This window comes from Pseudomonas sp. NMI542_15, assembly GCF_021283425.1.
GTDB lineage: Bacteria > Pseudomonadota > Gammaproteobacteria > Pseudomonadales > Pseudomonadaceae > Aquipseudomonas > Aquipseudomonas fortuita.
The window spans coordinates 565,516-584,201 of sequence record NZ_JAJSRO010000001.1; the positions used below are offsets into that span (position 1 = coordinate 565,516).

Below are 18,686 nucleotides of genomic sequence, written 5' to 3' on the forward strand. Positions count from 1 at the left end.
GCAATCTAGTTGGTACGTAATTTTTATAAGACCATCACGGTGGCGGCAGTACCAAGGCATGGGGTGCTGGCATCGCCAGTCGAACACTCTCTCCAGGAACTGGCACCGCGCGACCGATAGCGCTTGGGTTAAAGGTCATACAAACGGCGGTTCCCGCTGTGGTGCGCATGTGGAGCTTGCAATGAGGGCCATGAAATACGGCGTCGCAAACCTGAGCACTGATTGCACTTTCTGAAGGACGTGCGAAGCTAAGATTCTCTGGCCGGATTGCTAGAGCAACACGACTACCAGGTAGCGATTCTCCGCCACCACATTGAGCGGAATGGACGCTGCCATCGTCATCAAGTCGAACCCGGGCAGTTCCGTCGACGCGATCCAAAATACTGCCAGCGAACAGATTGGTTTCACCCAAGAAGTTCGCGACGAAACAGCTAGAAGGTCGGTTGTATATGATCTCAGGTCGGTCAATCTGCGCGATCTTGCCATGGTGAAATACCGCTACCCGGTCAGACATCGTCATCGCTTCATCTTGGTCGTGGGTCACATAGATGAATGTGATACCGAGCTGCTTATGAATGGCCTTCAATTCCAGCTGCATGTGCTCACGAAGGGCTTTGTCCAGCGCCCCTAGCGGCTCATCCATCAACAGCAAGCGAGGTCTGTAGACCAGCGCCCGTGCCAATGCGACGCGCTGCTGCTGACCACCTGAGAGTTGAGACGGCATCCGATCTTCGAAACCTTCCAATTTGGCAAGAGCGAGTGCTTCGCGTGCCTGCGCACGCATCTCGCTTGCCGGCACCTTCCGCAGCTTCAATGGAAACTCAACGTTCTGTGCGACAGTCATGTGCGGGAACAGTGCATAACTCTGGAACACCACTCCCATATCACGCCGATAAGCAGGCAGCCGGCTGATATCTTCCCCATCCATCATGATCCGACCACGATCAGGAGCATCGAAGCCTGCAAGCATCATCAATGTCGTGGTTTTGCCCGAACCGCTAGGGCCGAGCAAAGACAGAAACTCGCCCTGGTGGATTGTCAGATCAAGGTCATTGACGACCCAATTCTGCTCATCATACGTTTTGAAGACAGACTCAAAAGTAACCAGCGTAGGACTGGACTTCAGAGATACGGCCTCGATTACTTCACTTGGCATATTTCGCATGGCTGAGATACTCATTGCTGCAGCCCTGCGTATACCTCATCGAGTGCTTCCTTCACCGCGACGAATAGAATTTCCAGCTGGTCAGCTTCAATGATCAGGGGCGGCGCCATAGCCAGCGAATTGCCAATTGCGCGCAGAAGTACGCCCCGGCGCACAAGAGCTTTACTCACTCGCTCAGCCACTTTGAGATCCGCTGAAAAAGGTGCACGAGTAGCCTTGTCCGCTACCAACTCAATGGCCGCCATGAGGCCTACTCCACGGGCCTCGCCCACCAGAGGATGGTCACCGAGAGCGCGGACACCAGCTTGAAACAGAGGCGCGATCTCTCTGACTTTGCCAACGATGTCGATCTCGTCGTAAACGGTGAGGGTTTCAAGCGCAACGGCAGCTGCTACCGGGTGCCCACCGTAAGTGTAGCCATGGCCTAGGCCACCCAATTTCCTGCTCTGATCTGCGATGACTTGGTAAATCTGATCGTTGATCAGGATCCCCGAAATCGGCTGAAATGCTGCCGACAGGCCTTTGGCGCAGATCAACATGTCAGGCTTGATCCCCATGGTTTGGGAACCCCAATAATTTCCTGTACGGCCAAAGCCACACACAACCTCGTCGACCACCATTAGGATTTGGTACTTCTTCAGGACGCTCTGGACTTTATCGAAGTACCCTGCAGGTGGCACTACAACCCCACCAGCGGCCATAACCGGCTCAGCGATGAAAGCACCAATTGTCTCAGGGCCAGCCTTGAGGATTTCTTCCTCCAATTCGTTTGCCAATCGAGCTGCAAATGCCTCATCCGACTCACCAGGCAGCGCGTCACGATAGGCGTGTGGGCAGCGGACGTGAATGACGTTATCCAGAAGCTTGCCCCAGCCATTGTGCATCGGAGCCAGACCAGTCAATGTGGACGCCGCCAGAGTGGTACCGTGATAGCCGCGATGCCGAGCAATGATGCGATGTTTACCAGGCTGGCCGATCGCATTGTGGTAATAACTGATCAGCTTGATTGCGGTATCTACCGCCTCTGAACCCGAGCTTTGGAACATAACCTTGCCCAGGCCCTCAGGGGCCTTGGAAACCAGCTTGTCAGCCAGCTTCGCAACAGCGGTGTGACTACGATGCGCGAAGGTCTGCTGATAGGGCAATTCAAGCATCTGACGATACCCAGCCTCGGCCAGTCGAGGCTGACTGAAGCCAAGGTTGGCGCACCAGAGGCCGGACATCCCCTCGAGCAGCTTCTTACCCTGCTCATCGAATACATACACGCCCTCACCCCGGGCGATCATGAGAGGGCCAGTCTCCTCATGTAGGCGCAAATCTGTATGAGCATGAAGGTGATGCGCCACGTCAATCTGCGCGAGCGGGCTGAAGTGTTTTGTCATTTTTATCCCTGCCTTTCTCTGTATGCGTACACGGAACGTAAACATATTTAAGATATGGCAATCAGGGCGTCAATCGGGCACCGGGCAGGATCGCACTGAGTCACCCTTCCTCGGAGGCCTTCTAGAATTCGTAACGAATAATAAGAATACTGGTTTTCCAAGCCCTCACCTCGCCCTAGCCCGCAGCCAATCTGGGCCTAGGGGTTTCAGGCGTACGATGAGGGAAGCGCATCACAGGAATTAGTTATCATGTTAACTAAGATAAATGTGGTTTCTTATTCCAATAAAATTGATACCGACCACCATCACCGCTTGCTACGATCGTATCGCCCTCGCAAACAAGAACCAAAAATGGAGTCCAAATGAGGAACACGAACAACGATAAAGAACCGGGCAAGGCGAACGTCAGATCCGTTCAGCTGGCCTTTGACGTCCTCGAGCGCGTGGCGGCTGCGCATGGCGACATCGGTGTCAGCGAATTGGCCGCTCAGCTGGGCGTGACAAAAGCCTCGGTTTTCCGACATCTGCAAACGCTTGTTGAGAGGGGTTACCTATCTCAAGACCCCAACACGTCTCGGTACAGGTTGGGAGTTCAGTCATATGTCCTGGGACAAATGGCAGCGGGTGGGTGCGATCTGGTGGATGCGGCATCTGACGGAATGCGGGATCTGCAACGAGATACTGGCCTATCGACAGTGTTAGCAACACTTCAGGGCAAGCGCCTCATCGTGGTAAACACTCAAATTGGTCGGGCCCCACTGGAAATCGGAGTTCGATCCGGTACTGAGCTAGCCATGCATTGCCACGCATCAGGGAAGATTGCGCTCGCCTTCTCCAGCAGGCTCGGCGTCGAGCAGCTTGATGAGCACCTTCCGTCTCTTACACCCCATACTGTGACGAACCTCCGAGCGCTTTCCAAAGCTGTAGAGCAAACGCGACGCGAAGGTTGGGCCGCTGCCATCGAGGAAGAGACACTCGGGATATCTGCGCTCGCAGCGCCCATCCTTGGCAACTCGGGAGACCTTGTAGCGGTGATTTGCCTGGTCGCCTCCGTCCAGCACATCAACCACGTACCCAATACCCAGCACATTGAAGCGCTGAAGCGGGCGGCGCTGCGCATTTCCTGGAATTTGGGCTATTCGAAAGACCACCTGGTATCACTAAAATCCGGGGCGCTAGCTCCTGCATAAGCTGAAAGAGTGACCTCCGCCAGAGTCCGACTTCGAGAGAGGATGACAAATCCGGCCTATTTTCGTTAACCTATTAACAACTAAATCGCCCACGAATCCTCTCATGCGACCACTCACTACCAGCCGGCTCTCAATCACATTGGGGCTGGCCATGGACAGCCTGAATGCAGCCTTGCGAAAAGCAGAGGCTCTGAACGCCAGCGTAAGCATTACGATTGTCGATATTGGTGGACGCATGATCCATATGGCACATATGGACAACGCCCCTCTGCAGAGCAGAGAAATTGCGCTAAACAAGGCTCGAACTGCAGTTGGGTTCGGCGTCTCTACGAGCCAATGGACTGAGCGCCTTCAAAGATGCTCGCCAGCAGTCCAACAAGGGTTACCACTGCAGCCTGGCATGGCCCTGTTCGGAGGTGGCGAGCCGTTCATCCTGGATGGGCAAGTGATCGGAGCAGTTGGAGTTTCTGGGGCATCCGAAGCGATGGACACCCAGTGCGCTCAGGCAGCGATTGAGCACGCCCAGACTCTACTGCAAGGCTGATTGCCTAAACGCCCCGCTCAACTGATCGGGGCGCACTAGGATTACCTATAGTCTTCTACGAGCATCTGCGCCGCATGTCGCGCTAGCGCCTGGACCGGTGCGTTGGTATTGGCACTCACTATGTTGGGCATGATCGAGGCATCGATTACTCTCAGATTCTCTACGCCATTCACACGAAGGCGGGCGTCAACGACCGCGCGGCTATCATTACCCATCCGACAGGTTCCGACTGGGTGCCACATAGTTTGAGCGGCTTTTCTTGCCCATTCGCCAAGCTCAGCATCGGTCTGTACATGGCTACCCGGCGTATATTCCTCTTCCATCAGGTCGCGCAATGATGGCTGAGTGAAGACCTTCCGGGCTTCTTTGATCGCTCCGACCATTGCTTTCAAGTCCTCCGGATGGGTGAGGAAATTCGGATTGATAAAAGGCATGGAAAGGGGGTCTTTGTCTGCCAAACGCAACCATCCCTTGCTCTTAGGCTGCAAGACAATCATGTCCAAAGTCAGACCGGAACGGTATCCGCCCATCTGCGCCTCAATGAGCGGAATGTGGTAGCACTGGATGGTAGGCTCTGCAGTGAAATCGTCCGGATTCCAATGCGAAAGCGTTTCGATACCATTGCTTGCAACTGGGCCATCCCCCATGAAGATGTATCGCATGCCTGCACCGATCATGCCTGCTCCACGAGTCAGCGACTGATACCCCATATCACCCTTGACATACGAAACAACTGGCGTCACGGGATGGTCAGCCAGGTTCTCTCCAACTTCCGGAGAATCCACGACTACTTTGATGCCAAAGGCCTTAAGGTGATCGGCTGGGCCAACACCGGAATGCATCAGAATTTTGGGAGAGTGCGTTGTGCCTGCCGAGAGGATCGTAGCGTTCGCGAACAGCTTCTTGAAAGCATCGTCCTCCACATACTCCACACCAACGGCCTTTCCGTCTTCCATCAACACCTTGGTCACGGTGCATTCGGTGAAGAGTTTCACTCGGCCAGACTCAATGTGCGGTCGCAGATACGCATCTGCGGAGCTGCAGCGCTTGTTATCCCCAATAGTACGATGCACGGGAGACACGCCAATTTGGCTAGCGCCATTATAATCAGCGTTGTAAGGCAATCCGTACTCTTGGAAAGCCTTCATGCAACGTTTGTTCAGCTCGTTAATATTGTCAGCCACAGTGACCGCCAAGCCACCATCGATACCATGGTATTTATCATGGAAGGTATCGTTTTTTTCTTGGGCAATGAAGTGAGGTAGGAGATCATCAAACGACCATTTTCCAGTATTGCCAACAGCGGATTGCCATGAATCGTAGTCTCGGCGCTGACCACGCACATAACACATCGCATTAATAGAAGACCCGCCACCCAGGACTTTCCCTGAAAGATACGGCATGACAGTGCCAAACTGTGGGGTTGTGGAGTCTTTCCAGACGTGCCACTCATACTCGAGGATTTTAGCTGAACCCGCAGGCATATGAATGAGCGGATCCCAGTCCGACTTCCCAGCTTCGATCAAGGCCACACTGGCTTTGGTATTTTCAGCGATATAGCTTGCCACTACACACCCAGCAGCGCCGCCGCCCACCACCAAGAAATCGAAACTTTCGGCAGGATTTGTGCCGCTTGGGTTCGAAAAAGTGTCAACAGCAGCTTTCCCCTGAGCCGCTTGTGCACTTTTTTGACGATTACGTAGATATGTTCTGTTGCTCAGCTCCGATCTGGGGTGCCTGGGGGAAAATGGTCGGAGTTCTGAACATTTCAGGCCACGAAGCTTTCAAGTCGAAAATCGTTGAAAGCAAAATCTACAGTGCCGCAATGAAAATTGAAAACAGGATCTTCATTGATAGCCATAAGAACAACCCTATCTATCAAATCCATTACGACCCAGACTTTATCTCAACCCACCTATCAGGCCTAATCGCAACCAATAAAATTAGCGACATATTATCAGCCACCCAAAACGCCATTGGCATGCTAGATGACATCAACCCTCTGCGAAAGCGTTACAGCTTAAAAGATATATTCACCAATGATTTTATCGCCGCATCAGGCTACTGTTTAAAAACGCAGATGCGAAGCGGAGTGGTACTGTATGTTCGCTCTCTAGATGACGATAATAGCGGTGCGTTATGCAACAAGGCCGCAATTCGTTCCAATGGATCTGTTAGAGACCTTTCCGAGCTCCACATTTTAGAAACCATCAAGAAGTGCGGTGGGAATATTAGCAAGTCCGCTAAAAGCCTCGGAGTCTCACGCACGACGCTTTATAGAGTGTTAAGCAAAAAACGATGACAACTAAAAACTAAGGCGACCTCTACTAAAATTAGGCTGGCGATTGCAATACAGCCGCCAGCCCAACCCTTAATAGGCTAACACTTTCGCCAAAGCACTGGCAAAGTGCGGAATATTATCCTTGTTAAGGCCTGCAAGGTTTATACGACCCGACGGAGCCATGTAAATGCTGAATTCATCCTTCAACACATTCACCTGGGCGACAGAGAGGGGCAATAGAGCGAACATGCCCCTCTGATTTCCCAAAGCAACCAGATCAATCTTCCCAACCGTGCCATGCTGGGCAAGCTGCTGACGCATGTCATTAATGCGCTGCGTAGACTCAACAAGCTCCGACACCCAAAGCTTTTTGAAGGCCGGATCAGTCAGAATAGTGGTAACAATGGCCGCACCATGATTAGGTGGTGCAGAGTAGACAGTCCGGGCAAGGTATTGGACATGCGATTTGATAGCAGAAGAAGATCGCCCATCCTTGCCGACAACAAACAATGCCCCAATGCGCTCACGATAGAGACCGAAATTCTTAGAGCAAGAGAAGGCGATCATTGTTTCAGGAACGCGATAAAGAACCAGCTGCAATGCCTTTACATCCTGCTCTAGGCTATGCCCCAAGCCGAGGTATGCAGAATCGATTAGTGGCAGCATGCCTTTAGCGGCAATAAGATCAGCGACTTCTGCCCATTGATCAAGACTCAAGTCAGCGCCTGTTGGATTATGACAGCAAGCGTGCAGGAGCACGACATCCCCAGGACGCCCAGCCTGCAGGGCCTGAATCATACCTTCGAAGTTGATCTTCTGGGACTCAGTATTGTAGTACTCGTAGGTCTTGATTTCCAAGCCAGCTGCCGAGAACAAAGGCAGATGATTTGGCCAGGTTGGTGTACCAACCCAAATCGCAGCTTTATCGTTGCAAGTCACCGCAAGCTTGGCCGCCAATTGTAAAGCACCAGTTCCGCCAACGGTCTGGCAGCCTACAATCCGATCGGAGAGAGAGCTGGAGTCACCGAATACCAGCGGCGCGACGGCATCTAGGAAGGCGCTATTACCGTCCGATCCATAGTAGGTTTTGGAGCTTTCGGTCTCCAGGATTCGCGCCTCGGCCATTTTAACAGCCGCCATTACCGGCGTTTTCCCATGATCATCCTTGTAGACGCCTACTCCCAAATCGATTTTTTGGGGATTTTGGTCGGCGGCGAACAACTTGATCAACCCGAGAACAGAGTCGCTTGGCAATTCTTTAAGCACTTCGAGCATGCGAAATCCTCCAGCAGGATTAGATTTATGTGCGCTGAATAGGAGCAGACAACAGGACGCACACGCACAGCCACGGAGGAACAATGATCTTCATTTCCCATACAAGCTATGCGATGATAATATGCAATCGTTGTTAGCTAGCCTAACTATACACATCTACGAAAGGAGAGAAAAGCTTGAATGCTGAGCATTTGACCCTGGTTGATGAGACCCGCAAACGACTATTGGTTATCAGCCAGATAATGCGTCGTGAAGCCGAATCCCTTCCAATAACCACTACTCAAGGTGCTGTACTCAGCCTACTGCAAGTAGCTCCAATGACTGTCAGTGAACTGGCGGCTGCCGAAGGTATTAGAACACCTACCATGAGCCAGATTCTCTCACGCATGGAGGAAGCAGGTTGGGTTGAGCGTCCACAAGGGACAGGTAAAGGGAAGGTAATTTGCCTCAGCACTGCGGGAAAACTTCTTTGTGAAGAAGTCAAATCCAAGCGCAATAATACCCTCAAAGAGCGTTTCAAGTCGCTGACCGCTGAAGATCTCGATAAGCTCAAACCCACTTTGGTTCTACTTGACAAATTGATGGGCGCACCCAGGTGTTAATCTACTCAGCTGGGTGGCGCCGCTGAGCGGCGCCCAGCAGAGCAAGCCTAGAAAATGTTGATCGGGTATTCCACGTACACACGAACTTCGTTGGCACTAACGTTGTAGGCTGCAGCGTTCCGAGAGACACGAACGATCGAGCTACGAACTTTGAAACTCAGATCTTTCAGCCCCCCATCTTGGACAACATACTTGATTTGATTGAATAGTTCTCGCTCATCGCCGTCGCCTTGAGGAGTATAGATGTTCTCCCCTTTCAAATAGGCAAAGCGATAAGACAGCCCCGGCACACCCATCGCTGCAAAGTCATATCCATAACCAATCTGCCAAGATACTTCATCTTCTGCATTGAAGTCCGAGAAGAAGGAGTTCGCTAAAAGGAATGTCGAACCACCGTCACCTGGACGGCCCAGACTTTGATAGCCCCCATATGGGTATCCAGCGCTACCACTGCTTCGTTGGTGTGCGAGAATCAGCGAGTGGCCTCCCAGTTTATAAGTAGCAGCCAAACTCCAGATGTTATTTTCGTCGCCACGCCCAAGACGGGCGGCAAATTCATTATCGAGAGCTGTGTGATAGCCCCTCAAATCCAGGGTCAAGGAGGAAATTTTGCTCAAGGGCTGCGTATAGAAAAGCGCGCCGTAAGTCTTCTCGAAGAAATCTTTATCCCAAGAGCGGTACGCAGTAGCTTGAAGGTTGTTTGAAAATGAGTATGTGCCGCCCAGGAGATCGATCTGATTCAGCCCTGCGCTATCATGCCCTTCCGCCCCTTTGCGAATTTCAGACGTAAAGTGCGCAGCATTCAGATCGAACCCGGCGATATCTTTTGAGTTCAAAGACACGCCAGTATAGGTTTCTGGTAACAAGCGCGTATTTGAATAGCTGAGCACTGGGTAGTCGGGCATCTGATCACCATATTTGATGACCGTTTTTGAGACCTTCACATTAATAGCTGCGCCACCGCGAGCCAGATCATCTGCCGGGTTACCGCTACTATCCTGTTTGAACATATCGATGGAGCTGCTACCTGTCCGACCGCCACCACCATCCAGGCGAACAGCGTACATGCCGAATACATCAGCCGACACTCCAATCAAACCTGGAGTGTAACCAGAAGTGAATTTAGCAATTGCAGCCTGCCCCCACTCGCGGCGATCTTGAACACCATGCTTAAAATCTCGATCGAAAACTGCATTTCTCAACAAAACGCTGAGCTTACTGTCGTCAATTACAGCACCCAGATCGTCCGCGCCAAATACTGTCCCCGAGCCTAGCATTACCAGAAACGCACAACCCTTAAAGCCTTTCATCAAAGTTGACCTCTAAATTATTTTTGTCTCAACTCAAAAGCGATAACAGCACGCTAAGACTTACGTTTTTCTCAAGAGCAGCAACCAAGTCATAACTGCAGCCCCGATAAGAGCCGCAGCCGAAAAAACCATTGCCCTCGCAAGCCCCTCCGCAAAGAATCCTGATCCAGTGACTACGCCTTGCCCATGCACAAAGATTCCGAGCAATGAAATACCAAAGGTGCTACCTATCTGGCGGCAGGTCGTATGAACTCCAGAAGCTAAGCCACTGAGCGTGGGCGCCACACTGGAAACGGCACCGTTACTTGTCGAGGCGCTTAAGAACCCAAACCCACACCCTGTCAACGCCAGGAAAACCTCGACGAATACTTGCGACTTCAAATTCGTAGCAACCGCTAGAAGCAATAAAGCCCCCGCAGCACAAAGAGCTCCAACGATGAAAACATTGAACGCTCCCATCCGGGCCATAATTCTGCCACCTACCGAAGCGCAAACCCCCATCATAAGTGTCATAGGAATAAAAGCCGCCCCTACTGCTATGGAACCATACCCAAACTCTTCGTAGAAATAAATTGAGTAGAAAAACAATACCCCAAATAACGCCATGAAAAACGCAGCCCCACCGATGTTTGCCATGACAAACTTCCGATTGAACCAGATACTTAGCGGCATTAGCACCTGATGCCCACTTTTTGTTTTAAAATGCTCAACGATGAGGAAAGTTACTAATCCAAGCGCCGCAGATAGAAGCGAACAAAGCACAAGCTTCGAATCCCAGCCTAGTCGGCTTGATTCATTGAGCCCAAAAACCAAACAAGACAGCCACACTATGCTGAGCAAAGTACCTAGAACATCTAACGAGTATTTCTCCCCAGGCAGGCCATGCTGATTTACGGACAGCGCTTTCCAAGAGGACATAAGAGCACAGATACAAAGCACTACCGACAAAAAGAACCCTGCTCGCCAACTGACCAGCATTACAGCCACACCACCTACCAATGGCCCAATTATCAGACCAATGCTCGCCACACCAGACCAGATACCGATCGCACGAGCTCGCCGCTTAAGGTCGGAGTACTCATTGACTAGGATCGCTAAGGTTTGGGGCAAGTAGACGCCCACCCCAACTGCCTGAATCAATCGTCCGGCCAACAGCCACCCCAGCTCACTAGCCGACATACAAAGCATTGCACCGACAAGGAATATCATGAGCCCGATCAACATCGCCCTGCGGCGCCCAAATATTCGGCCAAGTGCCGAGCCTGGCATTAGCGAGGCCGCAAGTCCGAGCATATATATGGTGGCAACCCACTGCATATCGGTTGGTGTTGCCAATATAACCTTACCAATATCTGGCAACAAAACACCAATCATCGATGCATTGAACATTGACAACATCAACGCAACGCACATTGTCATCAATACAATTATTGAACCACTATCTGAAGCGATTCCTTCAAACCTAGTCTCCGAATAGCTCACTGTAGTCCTCGCTCAATTCTGGGTTTAGTCGCGCAGGCACATTCGCGCATCAAATCAGCAGCGCGCAAATTTACAGATACAGCGTTCATAATCATTGTTTTGATGACATGCGCATTTACTGAACCTGGCGCGAAAGGTGTCCCTCTCGCCCCGCAATCAACCAGCAGCGATCAACTTTAGGCCGCACGCCCCTCAACACACTCTTGATGAGTTTCTAGAGTTGCTAATTTAGGCTTTGTTACCAAAATAGCCACAACAGCTGCCACAAAGAAGACCACGCAATAGTGCGCCGGCGCGAAGGGACTGTTAGTCCACTGCTGAATCAGCGTAACGAAGAAGAGTGAGAACCCACCAAATACCGTAGCAGCCAAGTTGTAGGCGATTGAAAGACCTATCCCACGCACCTCTACCGGAAACAATTCGGATAGATAAGTTGGGCTTGGCGCATAGACTGCGGCAATCAGCACAGCAAACCAACATTCGACAAGTACAAGGGAGTGGAAGCTTGGGTTGTCAATAATATACCCGTAGGCAGGGTAGATAGTAAAAGTAAACAGCACCAGGCCAATAACCAAAATTTTATTACGCCCTACCCGGTCGCTGAGAATACCGAACATAGGAATCAGTGCCATCCGCAATACGACTGCGATCAAGAGTGCTTTAAACGCATCGCTCTGATTCATACCAAGCGTTTGCTTAGCATATAGCGGCAGGTAGGTGATGATTACGTAAGACATCACATTAACTGCTGCACTTACGATCGTTCCAGCAGTTAACTGAGCGGGGTAGGTAGTAATTACTTTACTAAGCGGAACCTTAACGCCCTGCACTTTCTTAAACTCTTCAGGCTCATCAAGATGACGCCTGATATACAAACCAACCGGCCCAATGAGCAATCCGACCAGGAAAGGTAAGCGCCATGCCCAGCTATCGATGGTTTCTTGTGAGAACACGTCGAAGAGCATCGCACCTACGATTGTCGAAAGAAGCGCGCCCGATGCTTGAGCAAACATCTGCCAGCTTCCATAGAAATTCCTGCGGTGAGCAGGAGCACATTCAATGAGGTAAGAGGTAGCACTGCCGAACTCGCCCCCTGCAGAGAAACCCTGAATCAACCGCGCAACCGCAATAAGGATTGCTGCCCAAATCCCGGCCTGTTGGTAGGTGGGAGCAAAGGCGATCATCGCTGTCGAGATGAACATCAGCAAAATCACGACGTTCAGTGCCCGCTTACGCCCGTAGCGGTCTGCATACAGCCCGAGAACAATGGCACCCAGGGGCCTAGCTACAAAACCAATGCCAACACTTAAAGTCGCAAGCAGGAGCGCTGCCGAAGGATCATCTGTAGGAAAGAACAGCCTGCTGATCGTAGCCGCGAGAAAACCGTATACGATAAAATCATACCATTCCAACGCGTTCCCGATTGTGGCCGCGAGGATGACTCGCCAAGGCTTCAGGTCAGGTGCAGTGTTCACATTATTCTCCAAGTTCCGGTTAGTCATTGGCCAGACTCTTCTTTTGTTAGTTAGCCTACCTACTTGTAAATGAGTGTCAAATCCCTTGGACGCCTCACCTTTGGAAGCATTTTTCTTTTATGCACTCTCTTAGTGCTGTTCGGGTTAGAAATTTAGAGCGGCTAGTTCCATGACCCGCATTTATGCCAAGACTCGACCCCCCCGGCAGATACTACGCACTGCAATGGAGCAAAAAATAATAAATAAAAATGCTATACCGCTTAAAAAAAGCACCTACACCACCCAGGAAGCGTGAAAAACTTGAGTAATGCAGGTGCAAAGAGACCACCGGTGATGCCTCCCAACAATGGGATACGCAAAATTCTTACAACAGATTCAGCTGATATTTACGTCTTTTCTTTTGGAGTCGCCAGAACAAGCGCAGCACCCAGTGCAATCAACGCACCCAGCACATACAAGGCAAGTGCAGAACTTTGAGTTGTGTCTCGCACCCAACCAATCATGGATGGCGCCAAGAAGGATGCGATACTTCCGAAGCTACTGATCAAGCCTAGGCCGCCCGCCAGAACCGCGGGGGCGATGAAAGTGGGTGGCAGCTGCCAAAACATCGATAACGCGGCGCTCGAGCCCATGCCAAGGACGATCAATGCACTCATTACCACCCAGGTATTCGTGGGAAATGCACCTGCAACTACCAGTCCGGTCGCAGCCATGATCAAGGAGATGGAGAGATGCCACCTGCGCTCGTCATTCAGGTCAGATGACCGTCCCATGTACACCATGAAAACCGCCCCGAAGATATAGGGTATCGCAGAGAGCAGCCCTACCACTCCGTCGTTGCCTATCCCTGTGCCGTGAATAAAGGTTGGCAGCCAGAACGCCGTTGTATTAACAGACAACCGAACCGCGAAATAGATGCACACTAGAAGCCAGACGTTCTTATTGCTCATAATTTCGCGGAAACTGCTTGCTTTGGGGCCTTCATGAGCCTGATTGACTGCGTCTAGAGCGTAGGCCTTCTCCTCGTCACTGAGCCACTTCACGCATCTCAGCGAATCCGGAAGGAATTTCCATACAATTACGCCAAGCAGAACAACAGGTACCCCTTCAATCAAGAACATCCACTGCCAACCGCTAAGGCCGAGCAGATGGTGGAACCCAACAATGATGCCACCGGAAAGCGGGCCACCCACAATGCCTGCAATAGGAACTGCAAGCGCAAACAAAGCAGTGATGCGACCGCGATAGCTTTTTGGAAAGCAGCAGTTAATGTAGTACAGGATCCCAGGAAAGAACCCCGCCTCAGCCGCTCCGAGGCAGAACCGTAGGATGTAAAACTCCTGCGGCGTGGTCACAAGAAACATAGCAGTCGACATGGCACCCCAAACGAACATCAGGAACGCAATCCATCTGCGTGGGCCGAATTTCACCAACGCCAGGTTGCTGGGGACACTGAACAATGCGTATGAAACGAACAAAAGACCGGCCCCAAAACCGTAGACGGTCTCACTAAAAGCCAAATCAGCGCTCATCTGACTCTTTGCAAAACCGATGTTGATCCGATCCAAGTGAGCAAAGAGGTAGCAGACGATCAACAGAGGCATTAGACGCAAGGAGACCTTACGCCAGATGTAATCAGTGTCCTCGCACAGAGACTGACTTGCAGCAGAGGCTTGGTTCATATTTTGTTCTTCTTTTATAGGTTTATTCACGAGCGCTTGCACACGCACGCCAACGCTTGTCGGCAGACTCCATTCTCAAGGAGCTTGCAAAGACAGCGTCCAATCAGCCCGTCACGCCAAAAACACAACTGAGCGCGACCCCTGCCCTCGTCAGCGGCTCAAGAACCAGGCGCTGGCTGAGTTCCTGCTTCAATGGAATGCCGTTTCGGGATCGAAACGAGGCTTTCTCTTTCTTCTCAGCACCAGCTGCGCCGGTGCTGCCTTCATGGCTGTAGGGTGGTCTTATCATTATCTGGCCCTTGTGACATGGTTAACATGTTAACCTAGTAAACGTGATTTCAACCTCTCACGCAATAGAGCAGGAACGGAAAAATCCCGCAGTCGACCAGTGACACGGGTGAATTGCCTGTAAATACGGGGATTCCAACGGGTTTAGAGCTTGATGGCTTTGATAGAACGCCGGAAGGTATAGCGAGGCATTCTTGTGAACTTGTTAACCAAGAAAGCCAAGCATGCGACCCCATCGTCTAGCGAAGCAAGGACGCAGGCACACCGGCCCTGCCTTCGCAGAGCCGACGGTTTCTGGATAGATTGATAGGGAGAGGCGATGCGCCCCAGGAGGGATGCTAGGAGACTGGAACTGCGATTACGGGGATACGGCTTTCAACTCATCCAGAAGCCTCAGCAACTGGCCCAGCTTCTCGTCGCCAAACTGGTCAACCAAGCGACGGTAATTGAGCTCCATGTCCCCAGACATTTCAACAAAACGCTGCTGCCCTTCCTCTGTTAGCCCGACGAATACTCGCCGCTGATCTTCAGCTGATCGCCAACGGCGCACAAGCCCGTCACGCTCCAAGCGAGCAAGCACGCCTGACATGCTGGGCTTGAGGATGCAAGTCAGCCTGGCTAACTGATGGCTTTCCAGTTCCCCTTGCTGACGGAGAATTCGAATAACCCTCCACTGCTGCTCCGTTAGATCACGCGCGTTCAACGAAGGGCGGAAGAACGCCATAGCAGCTTCCCTCCCCTGGAGGAGGGCAAGGGTTAACGAAGGTCTCGGGCTGGACATATTGTATTCATGTGAACTAAATGTCCCCCAGCTTAGGCAACTCCTAAACCCCACGCAAGCCCTCACGATCCCGAACCTTCGCGGGCATCGAGCAATCAACCCCGCCGCCATACTGACCCTTCCTGTTTGCGAACCCTTCATCCGAACCAAGTCGGTGACGCGATCAAGCCGCTTGACCATTGTTAACATCTTAACTATAAAGGAAACATGTTTACCAAATTGGTCGCTACCCTCATGATGCGATCAGACCCACCAGGAGACACTTGATGCCCCCTATTCCGCACGCCAGAGCGAACGGCACCCTCTTCGGGATCGCGCTGAACTACAAAGGCCTGCTTGACCAAAATCTTGCTGACTTCCACAAGCCACCGTACAAGCAGCCCCCGCAAAAGCCGGTCTTGTTCATCAAGACGCCCAACACTCGCAATGAGCACCGGGCGGCAGTTATCCGCCCAGCCGGAGAGCGCCTTCAACCCGGGCCCGCTCTCGGCGTTGTGATTGGCAAACGTGCAAGCCGCGTGAGCGAAGCTGATGCTCTGGGTCATGTAGTTGGTTATGTGATCGTCAATGAGTTCAGCCTTCCAGAAGACAGCTACTACCGCCCAGCGGTGAAAGCGAAATGTCGCGACGGTTTCTGCTCCCTCGGGGAACAAATTGTACCTGCCGACGAGATTGCGAACCCGCAAGACCTCACCATCAAGCTTTACGTGAATGGCGAGGTCGCTCAGGAGAACACCACCGCTAACCAGGTGCGCTCCGTTGCTCGCCTGATTGCCGAACTGAGCGAGTTCATGACTCTGGATGAGGGTGACGTCTTGATCACCGGCACTCCGGAAGGTCGCGTCGATGTTCAGCCAGGAGACCTCGTGGAGGTCGAAATCACAGGCCTTGGCCGCCTGAGCAACACCGTGGTGGCTGAACAGGGGGAATCCGCATGAAACATGCTCGCGTTCAATTCAACGGTGAGAGCCACAACGTCGAAGTCATCGAGGGGAACCGCGTACGCTTCGCCGATGGCCAAGTCATCGAAGAGCATGAAGTCACCTGGCTTCCACCAGCCAATGGCAACATGTTCGCGCTGGGCTTGAACTACGCCGACCACGCTCGTGAGCTGGCCTTCACGCCGCCGACCGAACCGCTTGCGTTCATCAAATCGCCAGGCACCTACACGGGCCACAACCAGGTCACCTGGCGCCCGGACAACGTCGAATACATGCACTACGAGTGCGAGCTCGTTGCCGTAATCGGCAAGCCCGCGAAAAACGTAAAGCGTGAAGATGCCCTGCAGTACTTGGCGGGTTACACGGTCTGCAACGACTACGCGATCCGTGACTATCTAGAGAACTATTACCGCCCGAATCTGCGAGTTAAAAACCGCGACGGCACCACTCCGGTAGGCCCGTGGATTGTCGACGCAGCAGACGTCCCAGACCCGTCCAACCTCAAGCTCCGCACCTGGATCAATGGTGAACTGAAGCAGGAAGGTACAACGGCGGACATGATCTTCGATATTCCCTACCTCATCGAATACTTCTCCAGCTTCATGACTCTGCAACCGGGCGACATGATCGCTACCGGCACGCCGGAAGGCCTTGCAGACGTAGTGCCAGGCGACGAAGTCGTAGTGGAAGTTGAGGGCGTTGGCCGACTGGTCAACCGTATCGTCAGCGAAGCTGATTTCTTCAAGAACAACAAGGCGTAAGTAGGATGATCAAGCATTGGATCAATGGCCGCGAGGTCGAGAGCAAAGACACCTTCGTCAACTACAACCCAGCAACCGGCGAGGCCATTGGCGAAGTCGCCAGCGGGGGCGCCGAGGAAGTGGCCCAAGCTGTGGCAGCAGCGAAGGAAGCGTTCCCTAAATGGGCTAACACCCCAGCCAAGGAACGCGCCCGCCTGATGCGCAAGCTGGGTGAGCTGATTGACCAAAACGTGCCGATGCTGGCCGAGCTGGAGACCCTCGATACAGGTCTGCCAATTCACCAGACCAAGAACGTATTGATCCCGCGCGCCTCGCACAACTTCGACTTCTTCGCCGAAGTCTGCACGCGTATGGACGGCCACACCTATCCAGTCGATGACCAGATGCTCAACTACACCCTTTACCAACCGGTAGGTGTGTGCGGCCTGGTCAGCCCATGGAACGTACCGTTCATGACCGCCACCTGGAAGACCGCGCCATGCCTGGCACTGGGCAACACTGCCGTGCTGAAAATGAGCGAACTGTCTCCTCTGACCGCCAACGAACTGGGCCGCCTGGCCGTCGAAGCCGGTATCCCCAACGGTGTGCTGAACGTAATCCAAGGCTATGGCGCCACAGCTGGTGACGCCCTGGTGCGCCACCCAGACGTGCGGGCGATCTCCTTCACCGGCGGTACCGCCACCGGTCGCAAGATCATGCAGACCGCCGGCCTGAAGAAATACTCAATGGAGCTGGGCGGTAAATCCCCAGTACTGATCTTCGAAGATGCCGACCTCGAGCGCGCGCTGGACGCCGCCCTGTTCACCATCTTCTCGCTGAATGGCGAGCGCTGCACCGCCGGCAGTCGTATCTTCATCCAGGAAAGTGTGTACCCACGCTTCGTGGAGGAATTTGCAGCCCGGGCAAAACGCCTGATCGTTGGCGACCCGACCGACCCGAAAACCCAGGTTGGCTCGATGATCACCCAGCAGCACTATGAAAAGGTGACCGGCTACATCCAGATCGGCATTGATGAAGGTGCACGCCTGGTTGCTGGTGGCTTGGATCGCCCGGCGAACCTCCCTGCGCACCTCGCCAAGGGGCAGTTCGTGCAGCCGACAGTTTTCGCTGACGTCGACAACATGATGCGCATCGCCCAGGAAGAGATTTTCGGCCCAGTTGTGTGCCTGATGACCTTCAAGGACGAAGCCGAAGCTCTGCGCTTGGCAAACGACACTGAGTACGGCCTGGCTTCGTACATCTGGACTCAAGACATCGGCAAGGCCCACCGCCTGGCACGAGGCATCGAAGCCGGCATGGTGTTCATCAACAGCCATAACGTGCGCGACCTGCGTCAGCCATTCGGTGGTGTGAAGGGTTCCGGCACTGGCCGCGAGGGCGGACAGTACAGCTTCGAAGTGTTCGCCGAGATCAAGAACGTTTGCATCTCGATGGGCAGCCACCACATCCCGCGCTGGGGGGTGTGACTCTTTTCCACTGAGCCGGTAATCGAGGCAGTTCTGACGGATCGCCAACGTGCCGGCTCGG

General features: G+C 52.8%; 16 protein-coding genes. 7 read left to right on the forward strand and 9 right to left on the reverse strand.

All coding sequences use genetic code 11. The annotated features are described in order from the left end of the window. Positions 1 to 34: 34 nt before the first annotated feature. The gene (locus tag LU684_RS02545) at positions 35 to 1,180 is read right to left on the reverse strand and encodes an ABC transporter ATP-binding protein (protein ID WP_232894081.1); all 1,146 of its coding nucleotides are present in this window, start codon (positions 1,178 to 1,180) and stop codon (positions 35 to 37) included. Continuing rightward, entirely contained in the window at positions 1,177 to 2,547 is a 1,371-nt protein-coding gene (locus LU684_RS02550; protein WP_232894082.1) for an aminotransferase, read from the reverse strand. The genes LU684_RS02545 and LU684_RS02550 overlap by 4 nt, the downstream gene beginning before the upstream one ends. Positions 2,548 to 2,909: 362 nt before the next feature. On the opposite strand from LU684_RS02550, the gene LU684_RS02555 reads away from it, so the two are divergent. Both LU684_RS02555 and LU684_RS02560 read left to right on the forward strand, forming a co-directional pair. Further along, a complete protein-coding gene (locus LU684_RS02555) occupies positions 2,910 to 3,737 on the forward strand; it encodes an IclR family transcriptional regulator (RefSeq protein WP_232894083.1) in 828 nt (275 codons plus the stop codon). A 103-nt stretch (positions 3,738 to 3,840) separates the two neighbouring features. After that, the gene (locus LU684_RS02560) at positions 3,841 to 4,281 is read left to right on the forward strand and encodes a GlcG/HbpS family heme-binding protein (RefSeq protein WP_269803241.1); all 441 of its coding nucleotides are present in this window, start codon (positions 3,841 to 3,843) and stop codon (positions 4,279 to 4,281) included. 41 nt (positions 4,282 to 4,322) lie between these two features. On the opposite strand, the gene LU684_RS02565 is transcribed toward LU684_RS02560, so the two are convergent. Next, a complete protein-coding gene (locus LU684_RS02565) occupies positions 4,323 to 5,879 on the reverse strand; it encodes a GMC family oxidoreductase (protein ID WP_332880185.1) in 1,557 nt (518 codons plus the stop codon). Positions 5,880 to 5,914: 35 nt separating this feature from the next. Between LU684_RS02565 and LU684_RS02570 the strand changes: the two genes are divergently transcribed. After that, on the forward strand, positions 5,915 to 6,583 hold the full coding sequence (locus tag LU684_RS02570; RefSeq protein WP_232894086.1) for a helix-turn-helix domain-containing protein: 669 nt from the start codon (positions 5,915 to 5,917) through the stop codon (positions 6,581 to 6,583). Between the two features lie 69 nt (positions 6,584 to 6,652). Here LU684_RS02570 and LU684_RS02575 read toward each other — a convergent pair whose 3' ends face one another. After that, entirely contained in the window at positions 6,653 to 7,837 is a 1,185-nt protein-coding gene (locus LU684_RS02575; RefSeq protein ID WP_232894087.1) for an amino acid aminotransferase, read from the reverse strand. A 176-nt stretch (positions 7,838 to 8,013) separates the two neighbouring features. On the opposite strand from LU684_RS02575, the gene LU684_RS02580 reads away from it, so the two are divergent. Continuing rightward, on the forward strand, positions 8,014 to 8,439 hold the full coding sequence (locus LU684_RS02580) for a MarR family winged helix-turn-helix transcriptional regulator (protein ID WP_232894088.1): 426 nt from the start codon (positions 8,014 to 8,016) through the stop codon (positions 8,437 to 8,439). Between the two features lie 47 nt (positions 8,440 to 8,486). On the opposite strand, the gene LU684_RS02585 is transcribed toward LU684_RS02580, so the two are convergent. From LU684_RS02585 to hpaR, 5 genes are all read right to left on the reverse strand, one after another. Next, on the reverse strand, positions 8,487 to 9,752 hold the full coding sequence (locus LU684_RS02585; RefSeq protein ID WP_442964191.1) for an OprD family outer membrane porin: 1,266 nt from the start codon (positions 9,750 to 9,752) through the stop codon (positions 8,487 to 8,489). 57 nt (positions 9,753 to 9,809) lie between these two features. Then, positions 9,810 to 11,231: an MFS transporter gene (locus LU684_RS02590; protein WP_232894090.1), complete on the reverse strand. Its 1,422-nt coding sequence runs from the start codon at positions 11,229 to 11,231 to the stop codon at positions 9,810 to 9,812. Positions 11,232 to 11,407: 176 nt separating this feature from the next. Further along, on the reverse strand, positions 11,408 to 12,706 hold the full coding sequence (locus LU684_RS02595; RefSeq protein ID WP_232894091.1) for an MFS transporter: 1,299 nt from the start codon (positions 12,704 to 12,706) through the stop codon (positions 11,408 to 11,410). Positions 12,707 to 13,092: 386 nt separating this feature from the next. Beyond that, complete coding sequence (locus LU684_RS02600; protein ID WP_232894143.1) at positions 13,093 to 14,388, reverse strand: MFS transporter; 1,296 nt, start codon at positions 14,386 to 14,388, stop codon at positions 13,093 to 13,095. A gap of 646 nt (positions 14,389 to 15,034) precedes the next feature. Then, positions 15,035 to 15,457 (reverse strand): homoprotocatechuate degradation operon regulator HpaR, encoded by a 423-nt coding sequence (gene hpaR, locus LU684_RS02605; RefSeq protein WP_232894092.1) that lies wholly within the window; start codon positions 15,455 to 15,457, stop codon positions 15,035 to 15,037. Between the two features lie 266 nt (positions 15,458 to 15,723). Here hpaR and LU684_RS02610 point away from each other — a divergent pair, with 266 nt between their 5' ends. From LU684_RS02610 to hpaE, 3 genes are read left to right on the forward strand one after another with little or no spacing between them, the layout of a single operon-like run. Continuing rightward, positions 15,724 to 16,395, forward strand: a complete 672-nt coding sequence (locus LU684_RS02610; RefSeq protein ID WP_232894093.1) for a fumarylacetoacetate hydrolase family protein — start codon at positions 15,724 to 15,726, stop codon at positions 16,393 to 16,395. Next, entirely contained in the window at positions 16,392 to 17,159 is a 768-nt protein-coding gene (locus tag LU684_RS02615) for a fumarylacetoacetate hydrolase family protein (protein WP_232894094.1), read from the forward strand. Before LU684_RS02610 ends, LU684_RS02615 begins: the two co-directional genes overlap by 4 nt. Before the next feature lie 5 nt (positions 17,160 to 17,164). Beyond that, a complete protein-coding gene (hpaE, locus tag LU684_RS02620) occupies positions 17,165 to 18,625 on the forward strand; it encodes a 5-carboxymethyl-2-hydroxymuconate semialdehyde dehydrogenase (protein WP_232894095.1) in 1,461 nt (486 codons plus the stop codon). Positions 18,626 to 18,686 lie beyond the last annotated feature (61 nt).

What these genes read in the sequence shown, in the direction of transcription:
- LU684_RS02545 (WP_232894081.1), bottom strand. Translation starts at nt 1,180, where the DNA reads ATGAGTATCTCAGCCATGCGAAATATGCCAAGTGAAGTAATCGAGGCC.
- LU684_RS02550 (WP_232894082.1), bottom strand. Translation starts at nt 2,547, where the DNA reads ATGACAAAACACTTCAGCCCGCTCGCGCAGATTGACGTGGCGCATCAC.
- LU684_RS02555 (WP_232894083.1), top strand. Translation starts at nt 2,910, where the DNA reads ATGAGGAACACGAACAACGATAAAGAACCGGGCAAGGCGAACGTCAGA.
- LU684_RS02560 (WP_269803241.1), top strand. Translation starts at nt 3,841, where the DNA reads ATGCGACCACTCACTACCAGCCGGCTCTCAATCACATTGGGGCTGGCC.
- LU684_RS02575 (WP_232894087.1), bottom strand. Translation starts at nt 7,837, where the DNA reads ATGCTCGAAGTGCTTAAAGAATTGCCAAGCGACTCTGTTCTCGGGTTG.
- LU684_RS02600 (WP_232894143.1), bottom strand. Translation starts at nt 14,388, where the DNA reads ATGAACCAAGCCTCTGCTGCAAGTCAGTCTCTGTGCGAGGACACTGAT.
- hpaR (WP_232894092.1), bottom strand. Translation starts at nt 15,457, where the DNA reads ATGTCCAGCCCGAGACCTTCGTTAACCCTTGCCCTCCTCCAGGGGAGG.
- LU684_RS02610 (WP_232894093.1), top strand. Translation starts at nt 15,724, where the DNA reads ATGCCCCCTATTCCGCACGCCAGAGCGAACGGCACCCTCTTCGGGATC.
- LU684_RS02615 (WP_232894094.1), top strand. Translation starts at nt 16,392, where the DNA reads ATGAAACATGCTCGCGTTCAATTCAACGGTGAGAGCCACAACGTCGAA.
- hpaE (WP_232894095.1), top strand. Translation starts at nt 17,165, where the DNA reads ATGATCAAGCATTGGATCAATGGCCGCGAGGTCGAGAGCAAAGACACC.